The 20189-nt window shown below is 60.5% G+C and carries 18 protein-coding genes; 17 read left to right on the top strand and 1 reads right to left on the bottom strand.

Annotation, left to right across the window (positions count from 1 at the left end; translation table 11 throughout):
- Nucleotides 1-519 precede the first annotated feature (519 nt).
- The 9 genes from ftsX (at nt 520) to ACVWNW_RS02045 (ending at nt 11562) form a co-directional block, all read left to right on the top strand.
- Nucleotides 520-1443: a permease-like cell division protein FtsX gene (gene ftsX / locus ACVWNW_RS02085; protein ID WP_454482757.1), complete on the top strand. Its 924-nt coding sequence runs from the start codon at nt 520-522 to the stop codon at nt 1441-1443.
- A gap of 87 nt (nt 1444-1530) precedes the next feature.
- Nucleotides 1531-2919, top strand: coding sequence for a CHAP domain-containing protein (locus tag ACVWNW_RS02080; protein WP_110425660.1), 1389 nt, complete (start codon nt 1531-1533; stop codon nt 2917-2919).
- Nucleotides 2920-3011: 92 nt separating this feature from the next.
- Nucleotides 3012-3488: an SsrA-binding protein SmpB gene (gene smpB, locus ACVWNW_RS02075; protein ID WP_046323204.1), complete on the top strand. Its 477-nt coding sequence runs from the start codon at nt 3012-3014 to the stop codon at nt 3486-3488.
- Nucleotides 3489-3798: 310 nt separating this feature from the next.
- On the top strand, nt 3799-4737 hold the full coding sequence (locus ACVWNW_RS02070; protein WP_046323203.1) for an ABC transporter substrate-binding protein: 939 nt from the start codon (nt 3799-3801) through the stop codon (nt 4735-4737).
- Between the two features lie 66 nt (nt 4738-4803).
- Entirely contained in the window at nt 4804-5778 is a 975-nt protein-coding gene (locus ACVWNW_RS02065) for an amino acid ABC transporter permease (RefSeq protein ID WP_454482754.1), read from the top strand.
- A gap of 16 nt (nt 5779-5794) precedes the next feature.
- Nucleotides 5795-6607 (top strand): amino acid ABC transporter ATP-binding protein, encoded by an 813-nt coding sequence (locus tag ACVWNW_RS02060; RefSeq protein ID WP_454482752.1) that lies wholly within the window; start codon nt 5795-5797, stop codon nt 6605-6607.
- An 87-nt stretch (nt 6608-6694) separates the two neighbouring features.
- Complete coding sequence (glmS, locus tag ACVWNW_RS02055) at nt 6695-8587, top strand: glutamine--fructose-6-phosphate transaminase (isomerizing) (protein WP_454483343.1); 1893 nt, start codon at nt 6695-6697, stop codon at nt 8585-8587.
- A 9-nt stretch (nt 8588-8596) separates the two neighbouring features.
- Nucleotides 8597-9349, top strand: coding sequence for a pseudouridine synthase (locus ACVWNW_RS02050; protein ID WP_454482750.1), 753 nt, complete (start codon nt 8597-8599; stop codon nt 9347-9349).
- A gap of 110 nt (nt 9350-9459) precedes the next feature.
- Complete coding sequence (locus ACVWNW_RS02045) at nt 9460-11562, top strand: beta-galactosidase (protein WP_454482748.1); 2103 nt, start codon at nt 9460-9462, stop codon at nt 11560-11562.
- On the opposite strand, the gene ACVWNW_RS02040 is transcribed toward ACVWNW_RS02045, so the two are convergent.
- Entirely contained in the window at nt 11519-12316 is a 798-nt protein-coding gene (locus tag ACVWNW_RS02040) for a type III pantothenate kinase (protein WP_454482746.1), read from the bottom strand. The two genes, ACVWNW_RS02045 and ACVWNW_RS02040, sit on opposite strands and share 44 nt — an antisense overlap.
- A 205-nt stretch (nt 12317-12521) precedes the next feature.
- On the opposite strand from ACVWNW_RS02040, the gene ACVWNW_RS02035 reads away from it, so the two are divergent.
- The 8 genes from ACVWNW_RS02035 (at nt 12522) to ACVWNW_RS02000 (ending at nt 20156) form a co-directional block, all read left to right on the top strand.
- Nucleotides 12522-14108, top strand: a complete 1587-nt coding sequence (locus ACVWNW_RS02035) for an ABC transporter substrate-binding protein (protein ID WP_454483341.1) — start codon at nt 12522-12524, stop codon at nt 14106-14108.
- Nucleotides 14109-14110: 2 nt separating this feature from the next.
- Nucleotides 14111-15088, top strand: coding sequence for an ABC transporter permease (locus tag ACVWNW_RS02030; protein WP_454482744.1), 978 nt, complete (start codon nt 14111-14113; stop codon nt 15086-15088).
- 77 nt (nt 15089-15165) lie between these two features.
- Entirely contained in the window at nt 15166-16128 is a 963-nt protein-coding gene (locus ACVWNW_RS02025) for an ABC transporter permease (RefSeq protein ID WP_454482742.1), read from the top strand.
- Nucleotides 16128-16922 (top strand): ABC transporter ATP-binding protein, encoded by a 795-nt coding sequence (locus ACVWNW_RS02020; RefSeq protein ID WP_144177628.1) that lies wholly within the window; start codon nt 16128-16130, stop codon nt 16920-16922. The genes ACVWNW_RS02025 and ACVWNW_RS02020 overlap by 1 nt, the downstream gene beginning before the upstream one ends.
- A complete protein-coding gene (locus ACVWNW_RS02015) occupies nt 16909-17757 on the top strand; it encodes an ABC transporter ATP-binding protein (RefSeq protein WP_454482740.1) in 849 nt (282 codons plus the stop codon). The genes ACVWNW_RS02020 and ACVWNW_RS02015 overlap by 14 nt, the downstream gene beginning before the upstream one ends.
- Nucleotides 17758-17974: 217 nt before the next feature.
- Nucleotides 17975-18340: a GntR family transcriptional regulator gene (locus tag ACVWNW_RS02010; RefSeq protein WP_198208265.1), complete on the top strand. Its 366-nt coding sequence runs from the start codon at nt 17975-17977 to the stop codon at nt 18338-18340.
- Nucleotides 18337-19197, top strand: a complete 861-nt coding sequence (locus ACVWNW_RS02005) for an ATP-binding cassette domain-containing protein (protein WP_198208266.1) — start codon at nt 18337-18339, stop codon at nt 19195-19197. The genes ACVWNW_RS02010 and ACVWNW_RS02005 overlap by 4 nt, the downstream gene beginning before the upstream one ends.
- Entirely contained in the window at nt 19194-20156 is a 963-nt protein-coding gene (locus ACVWNW_RS02000; RefSeq protein ID WP_144177476.1) for a hypothetical protein, read from the top strand. Before ACVWNW_RS02005 ends, ACVWNW_RS02000 begins: the two co-directional genes overlap by 4 nt.
- The last annotated feature ends 33 nt before the right edge of the window (nt 20157-20189 follow it).

Raw genomic sequence — 20189 nt, 5'->3', positions numbered from 1 at the left:
TGCCCCTGATTCCGATGCTGCTCGGCCTAAGCCGACTGCCGAAAGCAGGTTCCAGGATCGGCAGACTGGAGATTCGAACAGTCGGAATCGGGACAAGAACCAAGACGATTACCGCAATCGTGATCGTGGCGAAAAAGCGTCTCAGAAAAACTTCAACGCCAAAGATCGCCAACCGATGAAGAACTCCTCTGCCAAGACTTCTGCTTCTGGGCAACAGAATAAGAGGCCCGATCAGCCTTCGAGGTCCGATGGTTCCAGCCCAGCAGAACCGACCGGCAAATCCGGTCAGACTGCAGGCCAGATGAAGCAGGACGTCGCGCAATCCTCAAAACAGACCTCCAATAAGAGCAGGACCAATGCAAAGGGCTCAATGAGCGAAAATCATCATGGTGTCGAGTCCATGGGGGCCCCACCGGCACCTCCTGCTCCGCCTGAAGCCCCCAAACAATCAAGGAAGTCCCAACGAGATAATGATGCATCGGCTCGGGATGAGCAAGATGACGAGAAGAAGGCGGCACGATGAGACTGCGGTTCATCCTTTCCAGCACCTGGGACAACCTGCGTCGCAACGGGTCCATGATTCTCTCGGTCATGCTGGTCACCTTCATCTCCTTCCTGTTCATAGGCGCCTCAGGCCTCATGCAGGCTCAGATCAGCAAAGCTAAGGGAGACTGGTACGACCAGGTGGAGGTAGTGGTCTGGCTCTGCCCGGATGGCACCAGCCAGGCGGCTACATGCGCGACCGGCAAGGCACCCACCAACGACGAGATCGTCAAGCTGGAGAACACCATCAATACCGAGTTGCGCGACTCCGTAGCCAAGATCACCTACCAGAGCCGTGAGGACTTCTTCAAGAACACCTTCCTCAAGCAGTACCCTGAAGGCACTTATGAGGGAAGGACCATGACTGCGGCAGATATGCAGGCCTCCCTGCGTCTAAAGCTCAAGGACCCGACCAAGTACCAGGTGGTCTCCGAGGTGCTGTCCGGACGCGATGGGGTGGAGGAGGTCTCCGATCAGCGTCAGATATTCGACCCGGTCTTCAAAATCCTTAATAGAGCCACGGCGGTCACCTTGGTCCTTGCCGTGGTCATGGTGATTGTGGCTATTCTGCTGACCGGCACCACCATCAGGATGAGTGCCGCCTCCCGTCGAAACGAGACGGAGATCATGAGACTGGTGGGAGCATCCAACTGGACCATCAGGTTGCCTTTCATCCTGGAGGGGGTGGTGGCATCCTTGCTGGGTTCTCTTCTGGCTGTCGGTGCTTTGAGCGCCATCGTCAAACTTTTCATCACGGATTGGCTGGCCCAGACGGTCCAGTGGATGCCCTACGTGGACCAGTCCACGGTCCTGCTCATGGCTCCGGTGCTAATTCTGGGGGCCATGCTGTTGTCCGCATTGGCCTCTTCCATCTCCCTGCGGAGGTACCTGCGAACCTGATCCGCAGCGACGGGCCGACCGACCTTATGGGCACGAGCTCTGCCATAATGATGACTAGCATGGATGAGTGATAGTGAGGACTTGACCATGAATCGCACGAAACATTTGGAAGCCATCTGTGGCCTGGTGGGGTCGTTGGCCATGATGTTCGGGGGAGGAATACTGGGATTGACAGTGGCCCCCGCACCGGCGCAGGCTGATTGGAGCAGCTATCAACAAAAGGTACAGAACCATGAGGCCCTGAAGAGCAAGCTGGCGGGTGTCAGCAACGAACTGGCTAACCAAATTTTGAGTCTCAACGATTTGACCGCCAACCAGATTCCGGCGGCGCAGCAGAAGGCGGTCGAAGCCCAGCAGCAGGCCGAGCAAGCAGACAGCCTGGTTCAGGCCACCAACGATCGTCTGCAGGCGGCCCGGAAGGATCGAGCCGACTTGGAGACCAAGATCCGTCAGACTGGCATTGACTATGACGACGCCAAGGCTGGTGTGGCGCAGATGGCAAGAAAGAGCTTCCGCGGCTCTGAGGTCTCCCAGGTCATGGACGTGGTGACTAAGTCTTCCAGCACCAAGGACTTTGTGGACAAGATGCAGGCTGATGCGGCCGTAACCCGGTCCGAGGCCAACGCCGCCAATGATGCCGCCAACACACTCAATTCCTCCATGAACCGTAAGCAGCGCCTGGAAGCCATTGAGGAGCAGATCAGCACCTTGAAGGCCAAGGCCGACCAGCAGCAGGCGGCAGCCCAGCAGGCTGCAGCCGAGGCACAGGCCAAGCAGGACAGCCTGCAGGCCTTGCGCGACCAAGGAACCGCAGCACGCAAGCGGCTGGAGGGTCAAAAGGCTGCCCTGACCACGCAGTCGGCCCGTGAGGCCGCTGATATTGTGGCCACCGAGTCTATGATCGATTCCTTGAACACAGGCAATGCCGGCGGCGGTGCTGATCCCCATGCCGGCGGCGCCCAGCAGATCGGCGGAGGCGGTTCCGCACCATCGCCGGCTCCGCGGCCTTCTCAGCCGAGCAACGGGGGCGGTGGAGGTGCTTCCGGCATGAACTATGGGGTACCCGGTAATTGCCCTGAGGGCTCGGGGTTCTGCTATGGCCATCCCACCGGCAACTCGGTGGGCGGCAGTGCCTATCCTGCTCGCCAGTGCACGCTCTGGGCATACATCCGTCGCTCGCAGCTGTCCCTGCCTGTGGGATCCTATATGGGAAACGGGGCTGATTGGGCTAATACGGCACGTAGTCTGGGCTACCTGGTCAACAACACTCCGCATGTTGGCGCCGCCATGGTCTTCGCCCGTGGCCAGCGGGTCGGTTCCTGGAATGCGGACTGGACCTATGGTCACGTGGCTGTGGTTGAGCGGGTCAATGCAGATGGATCGGTGCTTATCTCCCAAGGAGGTACCGGCTTCGCATCCTTCCCCGCTTATGAGACGGTCTATGGGGCCGGCAACTACCAATACATTCATTACTGATGCCGTTGCGGGCCAGGTCCGCCGCTTGGAACGTTACTATCGCTGTCCGGAGTGCCAGGTAGCCTCCTTGCCGCGATCAAGAGGAGGATATTATGGCTAAGGAAACCGGTACATCCATGATCGCCCAGAACCGCAGGGCCCGTCATGACTACCAGATCGAGGACCGGTACGAGGCCGGCATCGCGCTGACCGGGACTGAGGTCAAGTCCCTGCGCGAGGGGCGTGCCTCCTTGGCCGAGTCTTTCGTCAGCATTGACAGGCGGCACGAGGTCTGGTTGGAGAACGCCAATATCCCTGAATACCTCAATGGCACCTGGAACAACCACGCCCCCAAGCGCAAACGCAAGCTGCTCCTCCACGCCAAGCAGATCTTTCGCCTGGAGCGGCAGATTCAGGCCAAGGGATACACGATCGTCCCCTTGAGCATGTACTTCAAGGATGGCAGAGTCAAGGTGGAGATCGCCGTAGCACGAGGCAAGCGCGAGTATGACAAGCGCCAGTCTCTGCGGGAGGAGCAGGACCGCCGCGAGGCTCAACGGGCCATGCGCTACCGCAACCGGCGAGGCTGAGCTTCAGGTTTAGTCTCTTCTTGATTTTCAGATAAATCTACTGAATTTCCCCGGTCTCATAACGACCGACAGTCGTCTGCTGAGAGCTTCCCCGTTCTATGCAGATCCGACACGCCCGGGGCCGATGCCGATAAGCAGCCCTTGATGGCGCTTTTGGCTTGTTACAGAGCCAAAAACATCAGAGTATCTAGTTTGCAAATGCGGAGCGAGTCGTCATCTGTATGCATAAAAATACAAATGTGTGCATAATAGTGCATGTCAATCAAGGGCAATGAGGGGTCGCTTCGGGCGGTCCGGAAGAGGAGAAGACATGGGCAAGATCAAGGCGGTGTTGGCGGCGGCTCTGAGTGTCACCCTGCTGGCCTCCATCGGGGCCTGCGGAACCACCGACGAGGCGGACACCAGTAGTGCATCGGGCAAGGCCACCACAAGCTCACATCCAGCGGCTTTTGACGTCAGCGGCATCAAGAAGGATCCTGCCATTGCGGCCAAGGTGCCTGAGTCGGTTTCCAAGGACGGTAAGCTGACCGTGGGCATGGAGACCTCATATGCGCCTGGCGAGTTCATGAATGAGGACGGAAAGACCCCCATTGGCTATGACGTGGACCTATCGAACGCCATTGCCAAGGTCATGGGGCTCAAGGGGGAGATGGTCAGCGCCTCCTTCGATACCATCATCCCAGCCATCGGCAGCAAGTATGATGCTGGCATCTCCAGCTTCACCATCACCAAGGAGCGGATGCAGTCGGTTGACTTCGTCACCACTTTCAAGGCGGGTACGGCCTTTGCCGTCAAGAAGGGCAACCCCTCAAAGATCAATCCCGACGACATCTGCGGTGTCAAGGTCGGAGTACAGACTGGGACCATCGAAGAGCAGCAGGCTGCCGACAAGATCTCGGCCGAGTGCAAGGCCAAGGGCAAGAAGCCGGTGGATGTTCAGTCTTACAAGCAGCAGACTGATGCCGCCACGGCAGTGGTCAACGGCAAGATCGACGTTTTCTACGCCGATTCCCAGGTGACCGGGTATGCCATCAAGCAGACCGATGGACAGCTGGAGAAGCTGGGCAAGGATACCGACATCGTCCTTCAAGGCGCCGCACTGAAGAAGGGCAGCGGCATGGCCGAGGCCACCCAGGCGGCTCTTCAGAAGCTGATCGACGACGGCGTCTACACCAAGATCCTCAAGAACTGGGGCGTTCAGAGCGGCGCGGTCGAAAAGGCTGAGATCAACCCTGCGGTCTCTGATTAAGGCAAGGCCAGGTGGTTCGGCTAGGCTAGGCCTGAATAGGTTCAGCGGTGCGGAAGGAAGCAGGAGATGCATACCAAGAAGGGGACGGACCAGATTCAGATCCCCGGGAGAATACATGCCAGGCCGGTGCGCAAGCCAGGGCCTATCGTGGCTGCGGTCATCGTAGCCATTTTCGTGGCCATGCTGATCCACGGCATGGTGACCAATCCCAATTTTGATTGGCCCACGGTCTGGAAGTATCTTTTCAACGAGCACGTCCTTGACGGCATAAAGTGGACCCTTCTGCTGACCGTCTACGCCATGGTCCTGGCTACAATCTTGGCCATACTCCTGGCGGTCATGCGCAAGTCATCGAATCCGGTGCTGCGCTGGGTCAGCTGGTTCTTCATCTGGTTCTTCCGTGGCACTCCTGTGTACACCCAGCTGGTCTTCTGGGGCCTGCTTTCCGTGTTGATTCCTAAGCTGGCCATCGGCATCCCCTTCGGGCCTGAATTCTGGAGCATCGACACCAAGACCGTGCTGAACGCCACCGTGGCTACGGTTCTGGGCTTGGGACTGAACGAGGCCGCCTATCTTTCCGAAATCGTCCGTGCCGGCATCGAGGCTGTGGATCCCGGCCAGGAGGAGGCCGCCAAGGCTCTGGGCATGCCCCCGTCCATGATCATGCGGCGAATCGTCCTGCCTCAGGCCATGCGCATCATTGTGCCGCCTACCGGCAATGAGACCATCGGCATGCTGAAGACCACATCCCTGGCCCTCGCGGTGCCCTTCACCCTGGAGCTTCAGTTCGCCACCAACGCCATCGCCAACCGTATCTACAAGACCATCCCGCTGCTGATTGTGGCCTGTATCTGGTACCTGGTCATCACCTCCGTTCTGATGGTCATCCAGGCCCAGCTGGAGAAGCACTTCGGCAAGGGCTTCGACTCGCGCCCCCTGGCTGGGTCAGGGGCCAAGGACGGCAAGGATGGCGATGACCCGCAGACCCGTCAGGAGACTGATAAGGTCAACAAGGTCATGATGGCCGGGCTGAACGCCTGAGTGCAGGAGGAGAATCATGGACGAGGACAGGCAGACCGAGCACGATGGCAAGGGCGGCAAGGATCCGGCCATCGTCATCAGGAATGTGCACAAGGTATTCGGCGATCAGCATGTGCTTCGGGGGATCGACCTGGAGGTCATGCCCGGCACGGTAACGGCTGTTCTAGGACCTTCCGGCTCAGGCAAGTCAACCTTGTTGCGGCTGATCAACCAGTTGGAGACCCGTACAGCCGGCGAAATCTACGTGGACGGCGAACTGACCGGTTACCGGAAGGTCGACACCGGCAAGGGTCCCGTGCTGCAGACCCTGGATGATAAGGCTATTGCCAGGCAACGCTCCAAGATCGGCATGGTCTTCCAGCGTTTCAACCTCTTCCCCCACATGACTGCCTTGGAGAACGTCATGGAGGCGCCGGTCCATGTGGGTAGGGTTCCCAAGGCCGATGCCCGCAAGGAGGCTCAGGCCCAGCTGGAACGTGTAGGGCTCGAGGACAGGATGGACTATTATCCCGCTCAGCTCTCCGGCGGCCAGCAGCAGCGTGTGGCCATCGCACGAGCCTTGGCCATGCACCCTGACATCATGCTCTTTGACGAGCCCACCTCAGCCCTGGATCCAGAGCTGGTGGGGGAGGTTCTAGGGGTCATGCGGCAGGTTGCTCAACAGGGTATGACCATGGTGGTGGTCACCCATGAGATGGGCTTCGCCCGCGAGGTGGCCGAGCAGATCGTCTTCATGGACCAGGGTGTCGTGGTGGAACAGGGAGGCCCTGACATCATCGACCATCCTCGCACCGAGCGGTTCACTGAGTTCCTGCATACCGTGCTCTAGAAGCAGGCACTGTTCAGGTTGTAGAAATTCCGGCAAGAAGCCTTCTGGATGGTCGGCGGCCGAGCTCCCATGGCTAGACTGGGGCCCATGTGCGGAATCGTCGGTTATGCGGGATCAGTACGGACGGCGTGTGGCAGGCCCTTGGAGGTCTGCCTCAAGGGTCTGGAACGCTTGGAGTACCGTGGTTATGACTCGGCCGGAGTGGCCCTGGCTGCCCCTGGGATGGCGCGGGTGGCCGTCCGCAAGAAGGCCGGGCGCCTGGGCAATCTGGTTGCAGATCTGAAGGCCAAGCCCATGCCCGAGGCCACTGTGGGCATCGGTCACACCCGTTGGGCCACCAATGGCGAACCCACTGACGTCAACGCCCATCCCCACATCAGCCGTGACGGCAAGGTCGCGCTGATCCACAACGGGATCATCGAGAACGCCTCCAGGCTGCGGCTGGACTTGGAGACCGAAGGTTATACTTTCGTGTCCTCCACGGACACCGAGGTGGCCGCCAAGCTTCTAGGCAAGATCGCCCAGGAGATTATCGATGCCACTGGCCAGCCCGACATCTTCGAGGCCATCAGGCGGCTGGCCCGCATGCTCAAAGGGGCTTTTACCATCCTGGCTGTGGATTCACGGCAGCCCGATCTGGTGGTGGGCGTCCGACACGATTCACCGCTGGTGGTCGGCCTTGGGGACGGAGAGAACTACCTGGGCTCCGATGTAGCGGCCTTCGTGGCCTATACCCGTCAGGCTATGGAGTTGGGGCAGGACCAGGCTGTCTGCATCAACGCGGACCAGGTCTTGGTCACCGACTTCCAAGGGCATCCGGTGGAGCACCCCCGCCGCTATACCATCGACTGGGATGCATCGGCCGCCGAAAAGGGCGGGTGGGACTCCTTCATGGACAAGGAGATCCACGAGGATCCGGCGGCGGTTTCCAACACCCTGCTGGGCCGGTACGACGAGTCGGGCGACCTGGACCTGGACGAGGTCCACATCGACGAAGATGTCTTCCGCCAGATCGACAAGATCATAGTTGTAGCCTGTGGAACGGCCTCCTACGCAGGGCTGGTGGCCAAGTATGCCATCGAGCACTGGGTCCGTATTCCGGTGGAGGTCGAGCTGGCACATGAGTTCCGCTACCGTGATCCCATTCTGACCCCGCGCACCTTGGTCGTGGCCATTTCCCAGTCCGGGGAGACCATGGACACGCTGATGGCGCTTCGGCATGCACGCGAGCAGGGCTCCCGGGTTCTGGCCATCTGCAACACACAGGGGTCCACCATCCCCAGGGAGTCCGATGCTGTGCTTTACACGCACGCCGGTCCTGAGGTGGCTGTGGCTTCCACCAAGGCTTTCCTGGCTCAGATTGTGGCGGCCTACCTGCTTGGGCTCTACCTGGCCCAGGTCAAGGGAACCATGTATCGGGACGAGATCCACCAGACCATCGACAATCTCAAGGCCATGCCTGCCAAAATCCAGAAAGTGCTGGACAGTCAGGCCGATGTCATCAATCAGACGGCCCAGCGCATGTCCAAGGCCCGTTCCTTCCTCTTTCTGGGGCGGCATGTGGGTTATCCGGTAGCCCTGGAGGGGGCGCTCAAGCTCAAAGAGATCGCCTACATCTTTACCGAGGGGTTCGCCGCCGGCGAGCTCAAGCACGGGCCCATCGCCCTGGTGGAGCCGGGGGAGCCTGTGGTGGTCATCGTCCCCAGCGCCCGGGGCCGCAATGTGCTGCACGACAAGGTCATCTCGGCCATCGAGGAGGTCAAGGCACGCGGTGCCTTCACCATCGTCGTAGCCGAGGAGGGCGATCCGGATGCCGACCGCTATGCTGATGTGGTCTTTTGGCGGCCGCCATGCCCGACCCTGCTCAGCCCTCTGGTGGATGTGGTTCCCCTGCAGCTATTCGCTCTGGACATGGCCCGGCTCAAGGGCCTGGATGTGGACAAGCCCCGCAACCTGGCCAAGTCGGTCACTGTGGAATAGAGGTTGTCCATGATCGTCGGGTCCGAGGAGCGTAGGCATCGAATCGTTCTGGAGGAGCCGCAAATCCCTTTTGAGCCCAGAGTCATCTACGAGGATCGCCGCATCATTGTGGTCGACAAGCCCCACTTCCTAGCTACCATGCCTAGGGGGATGTGGTACGAGGGTACCGTGCTGATTCGAATGCGCCAGCAGTACGGGGAGCCCGACATCGTACCTGCCCACAGGCTGGACAGAGCCACCGCAGGTGTACTGGTCCTGGTGCGCGATCCGGCTGCCAGACGGGCCTATCAGATGCTCTTCCAGGAGCATCGCGTGCGCAAGGTCTACCAGTGCCTGGCGCCGGTACGGCCCATACTTCATCCGCGGACCGGTACAGTGCAACACCTGGATCCGCCCAGGGTCTTCCCGCTAGAGCGCCGCTCCAGGGTGATCAAACGCCGAGGGATTCTCCAGGCCTGGGAGGAACGCGGACCTGTCAATGCCATTACCAGGGTCGAGTTGACGGCGGGCCGGGGATGTCTTGCCACCTACACGCTCTGCCCGCAGACAGGCAAGACCCATCAGCTTCGCGTGCACATGAACGCTTTGGGCCTGCCCATAGTGGGTGACGATCTCTATCCCCGGATCCAGACCCGGGCCTATGACGACTTCTCCCGACCACTGCAATTGGTAGCCCGTCGCCTGGAGTTCACCGACCCGTTCACCGGGGTTGAGCGCATCTTCACCTCCTCCGTTCCCTTGGAACCTCAGGGAGAGGCCTGAACAGTCAGCCTGGTGGGACATAATGGTCTGGGGATTCCGGAGCCGTGGGACGACGTGGACGCGGCAGGCATTCCCGTCCGAAAATTGAGACGGACCAGGAGGTTCTACCCATGAGCAAACCGACACGGCGGGCCTATCGATGGCCCAAGCATCTCAAGGGTCAGCAGTCCCTCTGGTACGGCTGTGACTACAACCCCGACCAGTGGCCCGAGGATGTTTTGGATGAGGACATCAGGCTGATGACCAAGGCAGGGGTCAACGTGGTGGCCCTGGCGGTCTTTTCTTGGTCGCGCATTGAGCCCAGCGAGGGTGTTTTCGACTTCGATTGGTTGGACCGGATCATCGACAAGCTCGGTCGGGCGGGCATCGGGGTCAACCTGGCCTCGGCCACGGCCTCGCCGCCGCTCTGGCTGACCCAGGCCCATCCCGAAGTCCTGCTCAGGGACGAGCGTGGCGACACGGTTTGGCCCGGTGCCCGGCAGCACTGGCGGCCCACCTCGCCGATCTTCCGATCCTACGCTTTGAAGCTCTGCCGGGCCATGGCCGAGCACTACCGGGACAATCCCTATCTGGTGGCCTGGCATGTTGGCAATGAGTATGGTTGCCACAATCGCTTTGACTATTCCGACGATGCCATGAGGGCCTTCCAGCGGTGGTGCCGCCGCCGCTACAAGGACATCGACGCCGTCAACCAGGCCTGGGGCACGGATTTCTGGTCACAGAAGCTGAGTGATTTCTCGCAGATTCTGCCACCGCGTTTCATCGGCAAAGGGAATTTCCAGAATCCGGGACGCATGCTGGACTTTGAGCGGTTCAGCTCCGATGCCCTCAAGGATTTCTATATGGCCGAGCGTGACACCCTAGCTGAGATCACCCCGGATATACCTTTGACCACCAACTTCATGGTCAGCGCCGGTGGATTCACCCTGGACTACGACGACTGGGGCGACCAGGTGGACTTTGTGGCCAATGACCACTATGCGATGCCGGGCAGGGATCATCTGGAGGAGCTGGCCTATTCCTCCAGCCTGGTGGATGCCATCGCCCGTCGGCGTCCCTGGTGGCTTATGGAGCAGTCCACATCGGCGGTCAACTGGCGGCCGGTCAACCCCCGCAAGGAGCCTGGACAGCTGGAGCGTGATTCCCTGGCTCATCTGGCGTTCGGTGCTGATGCCATCTGCTACTTCCAGTGGAGGCAGTCCCGGGCTGGCGCGGAAAAGTTCCACTCGGCCATGCTGCCTCATGCTGGTGAGGACACGGCTGTCTTCCGTGACGTCTGCCAGCTGGGAGGGGATCTGCAGGGTCTATCGCAGGCTGGCTTGGCCGGCAGCATGCTGGCCAAGGCCCCGGTGGCTCTGGTCTTCGACTACGCAAGCCAGTGGGCCAGCTCCCACGCATCCTCGCCCAGCAACCGGGTCGAGCATGGCCAGGAGCCGCCGGTCTGGTACCGTGCCTTTCTGGACAACGCCATCCGGCCTGATGTCCTGCCGGTCAGGGCCTCCTGGGAGGAGTATCCGCTGGTGGTCCTGCCGGCCCTCTACCTGATCGATGCCGATCTGTCCAAGCGGCTGCACAAGTATGTACATAGTGGAGGACGGCTGATCGTCACCTGGGGCAGCGGTATCGCCGACGAGCAGGATCGCGTCTGGATCGGCGGGTATCCAGGGCCGCTTCGGGACCTGTTGGGGCTGTCGGTGGAGGAGTTCGCACCCATGGCTCCCGGCACGCCCGGTCTGTTGGACCATCTGGACCTGACCAACGGGGTTACCGCACACGACTGGGCCGATGTCATCGGCAGCCTGGACAAGGGCACCAAGGTCCTGGCAAGCTACCGGGCGGATCCCTGGACGGGTATGGATGGCATGCCGGCCATGACCGTCCATGACTGGGGTCATGGCAAGGCCGTCTACCTGGGATGCCGTCTGGATGCCCAGGATCTGGCCAAGGCCCTTCCTGCCCTGTTGGATGCCTTGGATGTCTCTGATATGAGGTCGGCCCAGGGCGACCCCGATCTATTGAGAGTTGAGCGGGTCTGCAAGGATGATCGAACGCGCTTCGTCTTTCTGTTCAACCGGACCAGGCATCCGGTGCAGGTTCAGCTGGAGGGCCAGGTCCTGGTGGGTTCGCTGGTCAGCATCGACGGGGATGGCCAGCAGGCCAGTCTGCAGGTCAATGGCGCTTTGGTGCAGCGTGTGGTCGGCCATCGGCATTGAGCTGGTGAATCCTGTACATGCCGGCGAATATCAGCTCGGGATCGTAGACCTCGATCAGGTCAGTGTCCTGTGAGAAGGTACGACCCATGCCGCCCGTGGCCACCACGTGGAAGTCTCGGCCTATCTCGCTGCGGTACTGGCGGATGATCCGCTCCAGACCGCCGAGGAAGTTGTAGTAGAGTCCGGCCTGCATGGCGGTCCTGGTGCCCGTGGCCATGATGGTCTGTGGACGGGTGATCTCCACCTGGGGCAGCTGGGCGGTCTGACCGGCAAGGGCCTGGGCCCCTGAGCGGATGCCAGGCACGATCAGGCCTGAGCGAATGGCGCTCTTGTCGTCCACATAGTTGAAGGTGGTGGCCGTGCCGAAGTCAATGACCAGAACCGGCCCTCCGTAGCGGTGGAAGGCGCCCACGCAGTCAGCCAGACAGTCGGCGCCCAGGGAGCGTGGATCGTCCAGACGGATGTTCATGCCTGTCTTCACGCCGGGGCCCACCACCATGGGGTCGATGGAGAAGAAACGGATCAGGCAGGACCTGACGGCATGCATGACCGCAGGAGCCACCGAGGAGATGATGACATCCTGAACATCCGCAGTCTTGTAGCCGGCCAAGGCCATGAGCTGCCCCAGCAGAAGCCCGAACTCGTCGGCCGTGTGGTCGATTCTTGTGGTCAGCCTGTAGGAGGCGGCGACCTGGTCGCCCTCCATGAATCCGACCTCGATGTTGGTGTTGCCGATGTCGATGGCCAGCAGCATGTCTCTTCCTCCCTGCCGTCGTCCGGGCGCGTGACGCTTTTCAAATCCATCCTAAGCGCATAAGCCGGGGTGATGGCTTCGGGGAGTATGCTGGTGGGCGGTGATCGACCAGAATGGCGGTCAACCGCAGCATAAGGATTCGTCAATGAATGCAGATCGACACGGCACGCATGCCCACGGCAGCGTGACCGCAACAGATACGGATATGGCTCAGGAGCCAGGTCCCAGCACTGACCCCGAACTCAATGCCAGGATCAGGCCCATGAGGTCGGGCGGCAACACCTTGCCCTGGAAGCTGCTCAGTCTCCTGTTGGCCCTGGCCTTGGCTTTCTCCCTGTGGACCGGGCATCGTGGAGCCTCCGGACAGGCTGGAGGCGGGACCGTGGCCGATACAGTCACGGTGGGGCTCAAGCTGGCTCCCACCAATCTGGACATCCGCAACCAGTCAGGCACGGCGCTGGATCAGCTCCTGATCGGCAACGTCTATCAGGGCCTGGTGTCGCGGGATTCCCGGAATCGGGTGCGTCCGGGGCTGGCCAGGAGCTGGAATGTCTCCGAGGACGGCCTGGTCTACACCTTCCACCTGCATGAGGGCATCCGTTTCTCCAACGGCCATGCTCTTCAGGCGCAGGACGTGGTCGACTCCATTCGTGGGCTCATGGCAGGCCATTATCAGGGCAGCGAGATGCTGGAGGGCTTCCAGGGCGTTCAGGCCACAGATCCGCTGACGGTGCGCCTGGCGCTGTCCAGACCATACCAGGATCTGCTCTGGCAGCTGAGCGGCCGGGCTGGTCTGGTCTTTGACCGGCGGGCCGATTATGACATGAAGACCCAGGCCGTGGGATCCGGCCCATACCTGCTGGAAAGCTTCCGACCAAACGATTCGGTCACACTCAAGGCCGATCCTCACTATTGGGGCAGCGACAAGCCTAAGACGCCAACCATCGTCATCCGCTACCTCAATGACGACAACGCCGCCGTCAACGCCCTGCGCAGCGGGGATGTGCAGGTGCTGGCTCCGGTCACCGAGAACCTGGCCAGCCCATTCCGCAACAGCCCCGACTTCCAGGTCAAGGCGGGCGACGACACCGACAAGTACGTCCTAGCCATGAATGGCAAGGGTGCCGCTACATCCGACCCGCGGGTACGTCAGGCCATCCGCCATGCCATTGACCATCGGCAGCTGATTGCCTCCCGAGGCGGATCGGACAGGGCCTTGGGCGGACCCATACCCTCTCTGGATCCCGGCTATCAGGATTTGACCGGTCTTTACCCCCACGATCCGGAGCAAGCACGGAGGCTCCTGGCCCAGGCTGGGTATGGTCCCGACCACCGTCTCAGGCTGCGGTTGACCTACGCCAACACCTACGGCAGCGAGTTGGGTGATCAGCTGCGCTCGCAGCTGCGCCAGGTGGGCATTGACCTCGATGTGAGGGTGGTGGAGTTTTCGGTATGGCTGCAGGACGTACATGCCAACAAGGACTATGACCTGTCTCTGGTGGATCATGGCGAGAGCCACGATTTCCATCAGTGGGCCAATCCTGGCTACTACTACAACTATGACAATCGTCAGGTCCAAGAGCTCTACCAGAAGGCCATGGTCACGACCTCCGCCGATGATTCCAACAGGCTCCTGGCCCAGGCCGCCCGTATTGTCAGCAGCGATGCGGCGGCGGACTGGCTCTTCAACTACCGGGTGACCACGGCCTGGCGGACAGGGTTGGAGGGCTTCCCGGTCGATCTGAACCAGTCCCTCATGCCCCTGTCCGACGTGACTTATAGGCGGGGATGACCATGGTCAGATTCCTGATGCGGCGTCTGGTGCTCTTCGTTTTGGCGTTGATGGGCATCTCCCTGCTGATCTTCCTGGCCCTGCGCATTCTGCCCGGGGATGTGGCCGCCGTCATGGCCGGACTGGATGCCCCGCCCGAGCGTGTCGACCGGCTCCGTCGGCAGATGGGTCTGGACCGCTCCTACCCAAGGCAGTATCTGGATTGGATCAGCGACTTTCTGAAAGGGGACCTGGGCAGGTCCATTCTGACCAACCGTTCCATCGCCTCCCAGGTGGGCATCCGGGCCCAGATCACCTTCCCGCTGATTCTTTTGGGCCTGTGTGTGGCTCTGCTGCTGGGCATTCCCCTGGGCTGTGCGGCGGCTCTGGCGCGCTCGCCATGGATGCAGTCCTTCAGCCACATGGCTGCCATCGTGGGCGGATCCGTACCGGCCCTCTGGTCAGGACTGCTGCTGATCATGCTCTTTGCCAAGGGGAGTGGTCTGGTTGGCCTGCTGCCATCCCAGGGCTTCCCTGCTCTCGGCTGGGCTCGGCCGGGGCAGGCCCTGGCGTCCTTGATTCTGCCTGCTCTATCCACCGGTATCATCGTAGGCGCCGGAATCATGCGATACACCCGCTCGTTGTTGGGCGACATGCTTTCATCGGGGTATGTGGACATGGGTATGGCCTGCGGGATGACCCGAACCCAGGCCGCCCTGTGCATCGGTCTGCGGCTGTCCTCCCCCCAGTTGGTCTCGGTGGTCGGGCTGACCATGGCCGAGATGATCACCGGGGTCATGGTCAGCGAGAACCTGTTCGCCCTACCGGGACTGGGCTCCATGCTGATCACCGATGTGGGCAACCGGGATCTTCCGGCTGTTCAGTCCGAGCTGCTTCTTCTGGCGGCCTTCTTCCTCTTTCTGGGACTGCTGGTCGACGTTATCCATAGACTGATCGATCCGCGTTTTCGAGGTGCAGTCAGGCAGGAGGTGGCTGACTGATGAGTTGGGAGCATGCAGGCAGACCGTGCTTGGGATCGCGGGTTGCATTCCCCGGGCAACTAGGATTCTTCGTGCGGATGCGGGTGGTACTGGCCAGCATGTGGCGCAAGGCCTCGGGGCGATACTCCCTGATCGTTCTGGCCATTTGGATTCTGGTCTCTCTGGTTTCCAGGTTCTGGACCCCGGTCCCTATTTGGACCACTGACGGGTACCGGATCTGGCAGGCACCCAGCCGCGTCCACCTTCTGGGTACGGACGGGACCGGGGCAGACATTCTCTCCTGGCTGATGGCGGGGTCAGCCACCAACCTGGCCATCAGTCTTCTGGCGGTCGTCCTGTCAGGTGTATTGGGACTCCTTCTGGTCATGGCTATGGTCTCGCGCCGTTCAGGAGTATCGCAGACGGTCGTAGTCCTGGTCGACGCTCTGATTTCCCTGCCCACAGTTCTGCTGGCCCTGATCCTGGCCGTCCCCCTGGGTCCCAGCATTGCCGTGGTCGTCGTAGCCTGCGGGTTCGGCTACGGACTCAACCTGGCCCGGATCGTACGGCCCCAGGCGCTCCTGGCGGAAGAGTCGGACTACGTGCAATCCGCCCGGCACAGCGGGGTCGGGTCCTTCAGAATATTCTGCACCCACCTGGTGCCCAATGTCGTTCCTGTCCTGTGCGTGCAGCTTTCCATGTCGGCGGGTACCTCCGTTCTGGCTGAGGCAGGGTTGACCTACCTGGGGGTGGGCGTTCCCTCTGGCCTGCCCTCCTGGGGTCATTCGCTGACTACCTCGGTCAAGTTCATCAACGTCTTTCCGTTGACCGTGCTCTGGCCCGGCTTGGTGGTCACCATGGTTGTGGTGGCGCTGAACCTGTTCGGTGATGCCCTGCGTGATGCCATCGATCCGGTTACCAACCCCACTCTCAGAGCAGCCGTGGCTGCCGCTGGACGATCCGCTCTCCCGTCTGCGGAGCGCCAGGAGATGTCTGCACAATTAGATGACTCCGGTCGTCATGTCGAGAATGCAATCCATGCAGGCGAGGGAGGTCGATGATGTCCCTGAGTATTGACGGCCTGAGCCTGTCCATCAATGGACGCACCATTCTTGACCAGGTGGACCTCAAGGTGGCAGACGGCCAAAGGGTCGGCCTGATCGGCTCCTCTGGCTCCGGAAAGTCGATGATAGCCCGCAGCGTTCTGGGCACCGCACCGCTGACGGCCTCCCTGTCGGGATCCATTCTGGTGGACGGGTTTCAGATTCTCGGTTCGGATGACCGGTCCCTGGCGGACCTTCGCGGTTCCCGGATGGGCATGATCTTTCAGAATCCTTCTACGGCCCTGAACCCGGTCAAGAAAATTTACAGTCAGGTCGAGCTGCCTCTCCGTCGCCACTACCGTCTGAGCGCCCAGGAAAGGCGCAGACGAGTCATGGAGATATTGTCCCAGGTCGGGTTGGATGCGGAACTGGCCGGCTCCTATCCACATGAGCTGTCCGGGGGTCAACAGCAGCGGGCGGCCATAGCCACAGCCCTGGTCACCAAGCCCAGACTGATCCTTGCGGACGAGCCGACCACGGCCCTGGATGCCATCACCCAGCGGCAGATTGTGGACCTGCTGGTCTCGCTGGTTGATCAGAGTGGGGCCTCCCTGCTGTTCATCACCCATGATTTCTCCGTCCTGGCCCGGGTTGCTGATTACTGTTACATCCTTGACGCGGGCCGAGTGGTGGAAAGCGGACAAACGCAGAGCATTCTGCGCAATCCATCCAGTCCACAGGGCAGGACTTTGGTGACAGCGGCCAAGGAGTTGACGCTGAGCGCAGATGGAGGCAAGCATGAGGACGACTGACGATGCGCATGCCGATCCGATCCTGACCGGGAAGGGCCTGATCAAGGTCTATGCCTCCAACGGCAGCGGCATGGCTCGAAAGGCTGCGGTTGACGGAATCGATGTCTCCCTCCAACCGGGGGAGTGCTTGGCGATTATAGGGGAGTCAGGTTCTGGGAAAACCACACTTTCCCGTCTGCTTTTGGGTCAGTTGAGGCCTGATGCCGGACAGGTGACATATCAGGACAGGCCAGTTCTGCATGGTTCCCCGGCCGCCAAGGCGCTTGCCCGGGACTCTGCTCTGGTCTTCCAGAACCCTTTTGCCTCCTTGGACCCTCGGTGGACCATCGGCCGGTCGGTCGCCGAGCCTCTTTTGGCTGTCAAGCGCAGGGAGAGTGGGCGCGTATGGTATCGATATCAGAAGGAGCGAGACCTCGCTGATCAGGTGGCCGAGGCGTTGTCAGAGGTTCAACTTGATCCGGACAGGATCATGACGGCTTATCCCTCCGATCTATCAGGCGGCCAGGCCCAGCGGGCGGCCATAGCCCGGGCCCTGGTCGTCAAGCCTCGGATACTCTTGGCCGATGAGCCTATGAGCGCCATCGACGTCTCAGCACGCGTGGGGATTCTTCATACCCTTCAATCCATCATGGCCCAGTCAAGACAGCAAAGCGATTCGTCAAGTGGCATGTCCATGATCATCATCTCCCATGATTTGGGTGTGGTCCAGCACATCGCGGACAGGGTCATGGTGCTCAGCCAGGGGAAGGTGGTGGAGGAGGGGCCTGTGAGGACCATCCTCGATCACCCAAATCAGCCCTACACCCGTCAGCTACTGGCAGCTGCAACCCTCTAGGTACCGGGGCCCGTGCGGCATCCTGCCCAAGCGGAATCGGGTGAAAGCAGTGGGATGAGCCGTGCAGAGCCAACCGACGGATTACGGCTGCACATGATTTGACGGTTGGGAAAGCAAATTATAGACTGTTGGTTAGTTACTTAAGTAACTAAGTAATAAACAATAGTAAAGGTCCTAACTCGACGCCCTGAATCAAGGCAGACAAGGCGGTCAAACGATGGCGATCGAAATACCGGATGGTCGGCCCGTTTTCGTGAAGGTGGCAGACAGGTTGGCCGAAGCCATAGCCGAGGGTCTGATCGCCGATGGTGAGAGGATTCCCAGCACCACGGAAATCTCGACCGCTTACCAGATCAACCCGGCAACCGTCCTCAAGGGGATGAACCTGCTGGTGGACCGGGGTCTTCTGGAGAAACGGCGGGGGCTGGGCATGTTTGTCACTGCCGGTGCGGGCCGAAGCGTTCGTGAGCGTCGCAGGAGAGAACTCCTGAACGGAAGGTTCCAGGATCTGGTCGAGGAAGCCAAGTCTCTGGACGTATCCCGTGAGGACCTGGACGCCATCATAGAAAGGGTCTACCAATGAGTCTGACAGTTTCCAAGGTGGACAAATCGTACGGAAAGCTGAAGGCCTTGGATGACATCTCGCTCTGCTTTGAGCCCGGTAATATATACGGACTCTTCGGGCGGAACGGGGCCGGCAAGTCCACCCTGTGCAATCTGATGACGGGCAGGGCACTTCCGGACCAGGGGCTGATTCACCTGGATGGAAGCGATCTGGTAAGCGACTCAAGAATCGTTCGTCGCGTGGCCTTGGTCAACGAAACCTGGCCCTATCCATCCCGACGGCACATTAGGCAGGCATTTGCCATGGCCGAGGGGTTTTACGGTGATTTCGACTGGCACTTGGCTGAGAACATTCTTAAGAGCTTCGCATTGAGGCTGACTGACACTTTTGCCTCCCTTTCCACAGGGCAGCGTCAGGTGGTCAAGGATATCATCGGACTCTGCCTGCCTGTGGAATACCTCATTCTGGATGAACCGACGACAGGAATGGATGCGGCGGCCAGGGAGAGGATCTACTCCTTCCTTCTGGAGGCCTATCAGCGCCGTGGACCGACCATGATCATCGCTACACATATCATCAACGAGGTCAGCCAGCTCATCTCCCGCGCCACAATCATCCACCAGGGGCGGGTCCTGCGATCTTTCAGCGTGGATGATCTGTCAGCCCTGGGGAACACTGTCACTGGACGTCCGCGTGATGTAGAGGGTTACCTTGCCCAGGGCGACCCGCAGCTGCTGAGCAGGCAGCGCATCGGCGACCTGCTGCGCGTCAGCTTCGAGGGGCCGGTGCCCGACGAGCAGCCCAAGGGGCTTATTGTCGCCCCCATGGATCTGCAGACCTACTTCGTCCAGATTACGGAAGGTGCGACACAATGAATAACATGCAAGTTGCAGAGGCAGTGCGGACGAAGACCAAGTCAGGGCCAGACAGGCCCGACATCGGTGCGGGACCGGCTGAAGGATGGGCCCGAATCAAGCGCTTCCTGTCGCCTGCGGTGCAGACCCGGATGGCCCTGCGCGTACAGGTGATGCCGAGGCTGATCGTCTTTTTGATTTGGGCTCTCGTCCTCGCTCTGGGAGTTGTGGGGTTCATTCCCCTAAGCTCCGGCTTCACCGGTCTGTTCACCGAGATGGTGTTCATGGCCACCGCCCTTGTCTGCTCACTGACGACTTTCCGGCCCCTGATCTCCAACGCCGTGACCCGGTCCACGATCGCTTGGACCCAGATCATCTCCAATGTGTTCATGGCCCTAGCGACAGCTACTTTCATGATTGGGGTCGCCATTATCAGTAGCCTGGGCCAAATCGGATGGATGCCCTTTACGGAAAGTTACCAAAGGTTTCTCGTGCAGGGCTGCTCACCTTGGAGGCTCACTCTTGATCCCTGGAGTGTTTCATGCTTTAACCGGTCGTATGACCAGCAGCCGTCCCGTTGGCTGGCTCTGGCGTTGCATGTCTTCATGGTGCAGGTAGCCTTCGTTCTTCTTGGCCAGGTGCTGGGTGACCTAGCTGCCCGTCTTGATCGAAAAGGCAGATGCCTGTTGCTGGCAGGGCTGTTGATCTGTGTTGGTCTCTGGTATTCGATTTCCGGCTGGAATTTCTGGGGTTGGCCGCAAACGGCGGTTCAGATGCTCAATCTGACGCGCGGCCATTGGGTGTACAAGACCTTGAATCCCTTCATGAATACTGACCTATGGGGATACTTCACCGTGTATTTGCTCTGGCCCCAAGTGGTCTTCACCCTGGTCTTCTCGGCCATATGCATCGTGTTCAGCTACTGGCTCACCAGCCGTCGGCAGCTACCAGCCATCCAAGGGTTCAGCATTCTGAACTAGCGGCAGGATAGCTATGCATACCGGCGACGATTG

The organism is Bifidobacterium sp. JNUCC 75, from assembly GCF_054819865.1.
The sequence above is the reverse complement of the archived record's forward strand: the minus strand, read 5'-3'. Positions and strand labels throughout refer to the sequence as shown.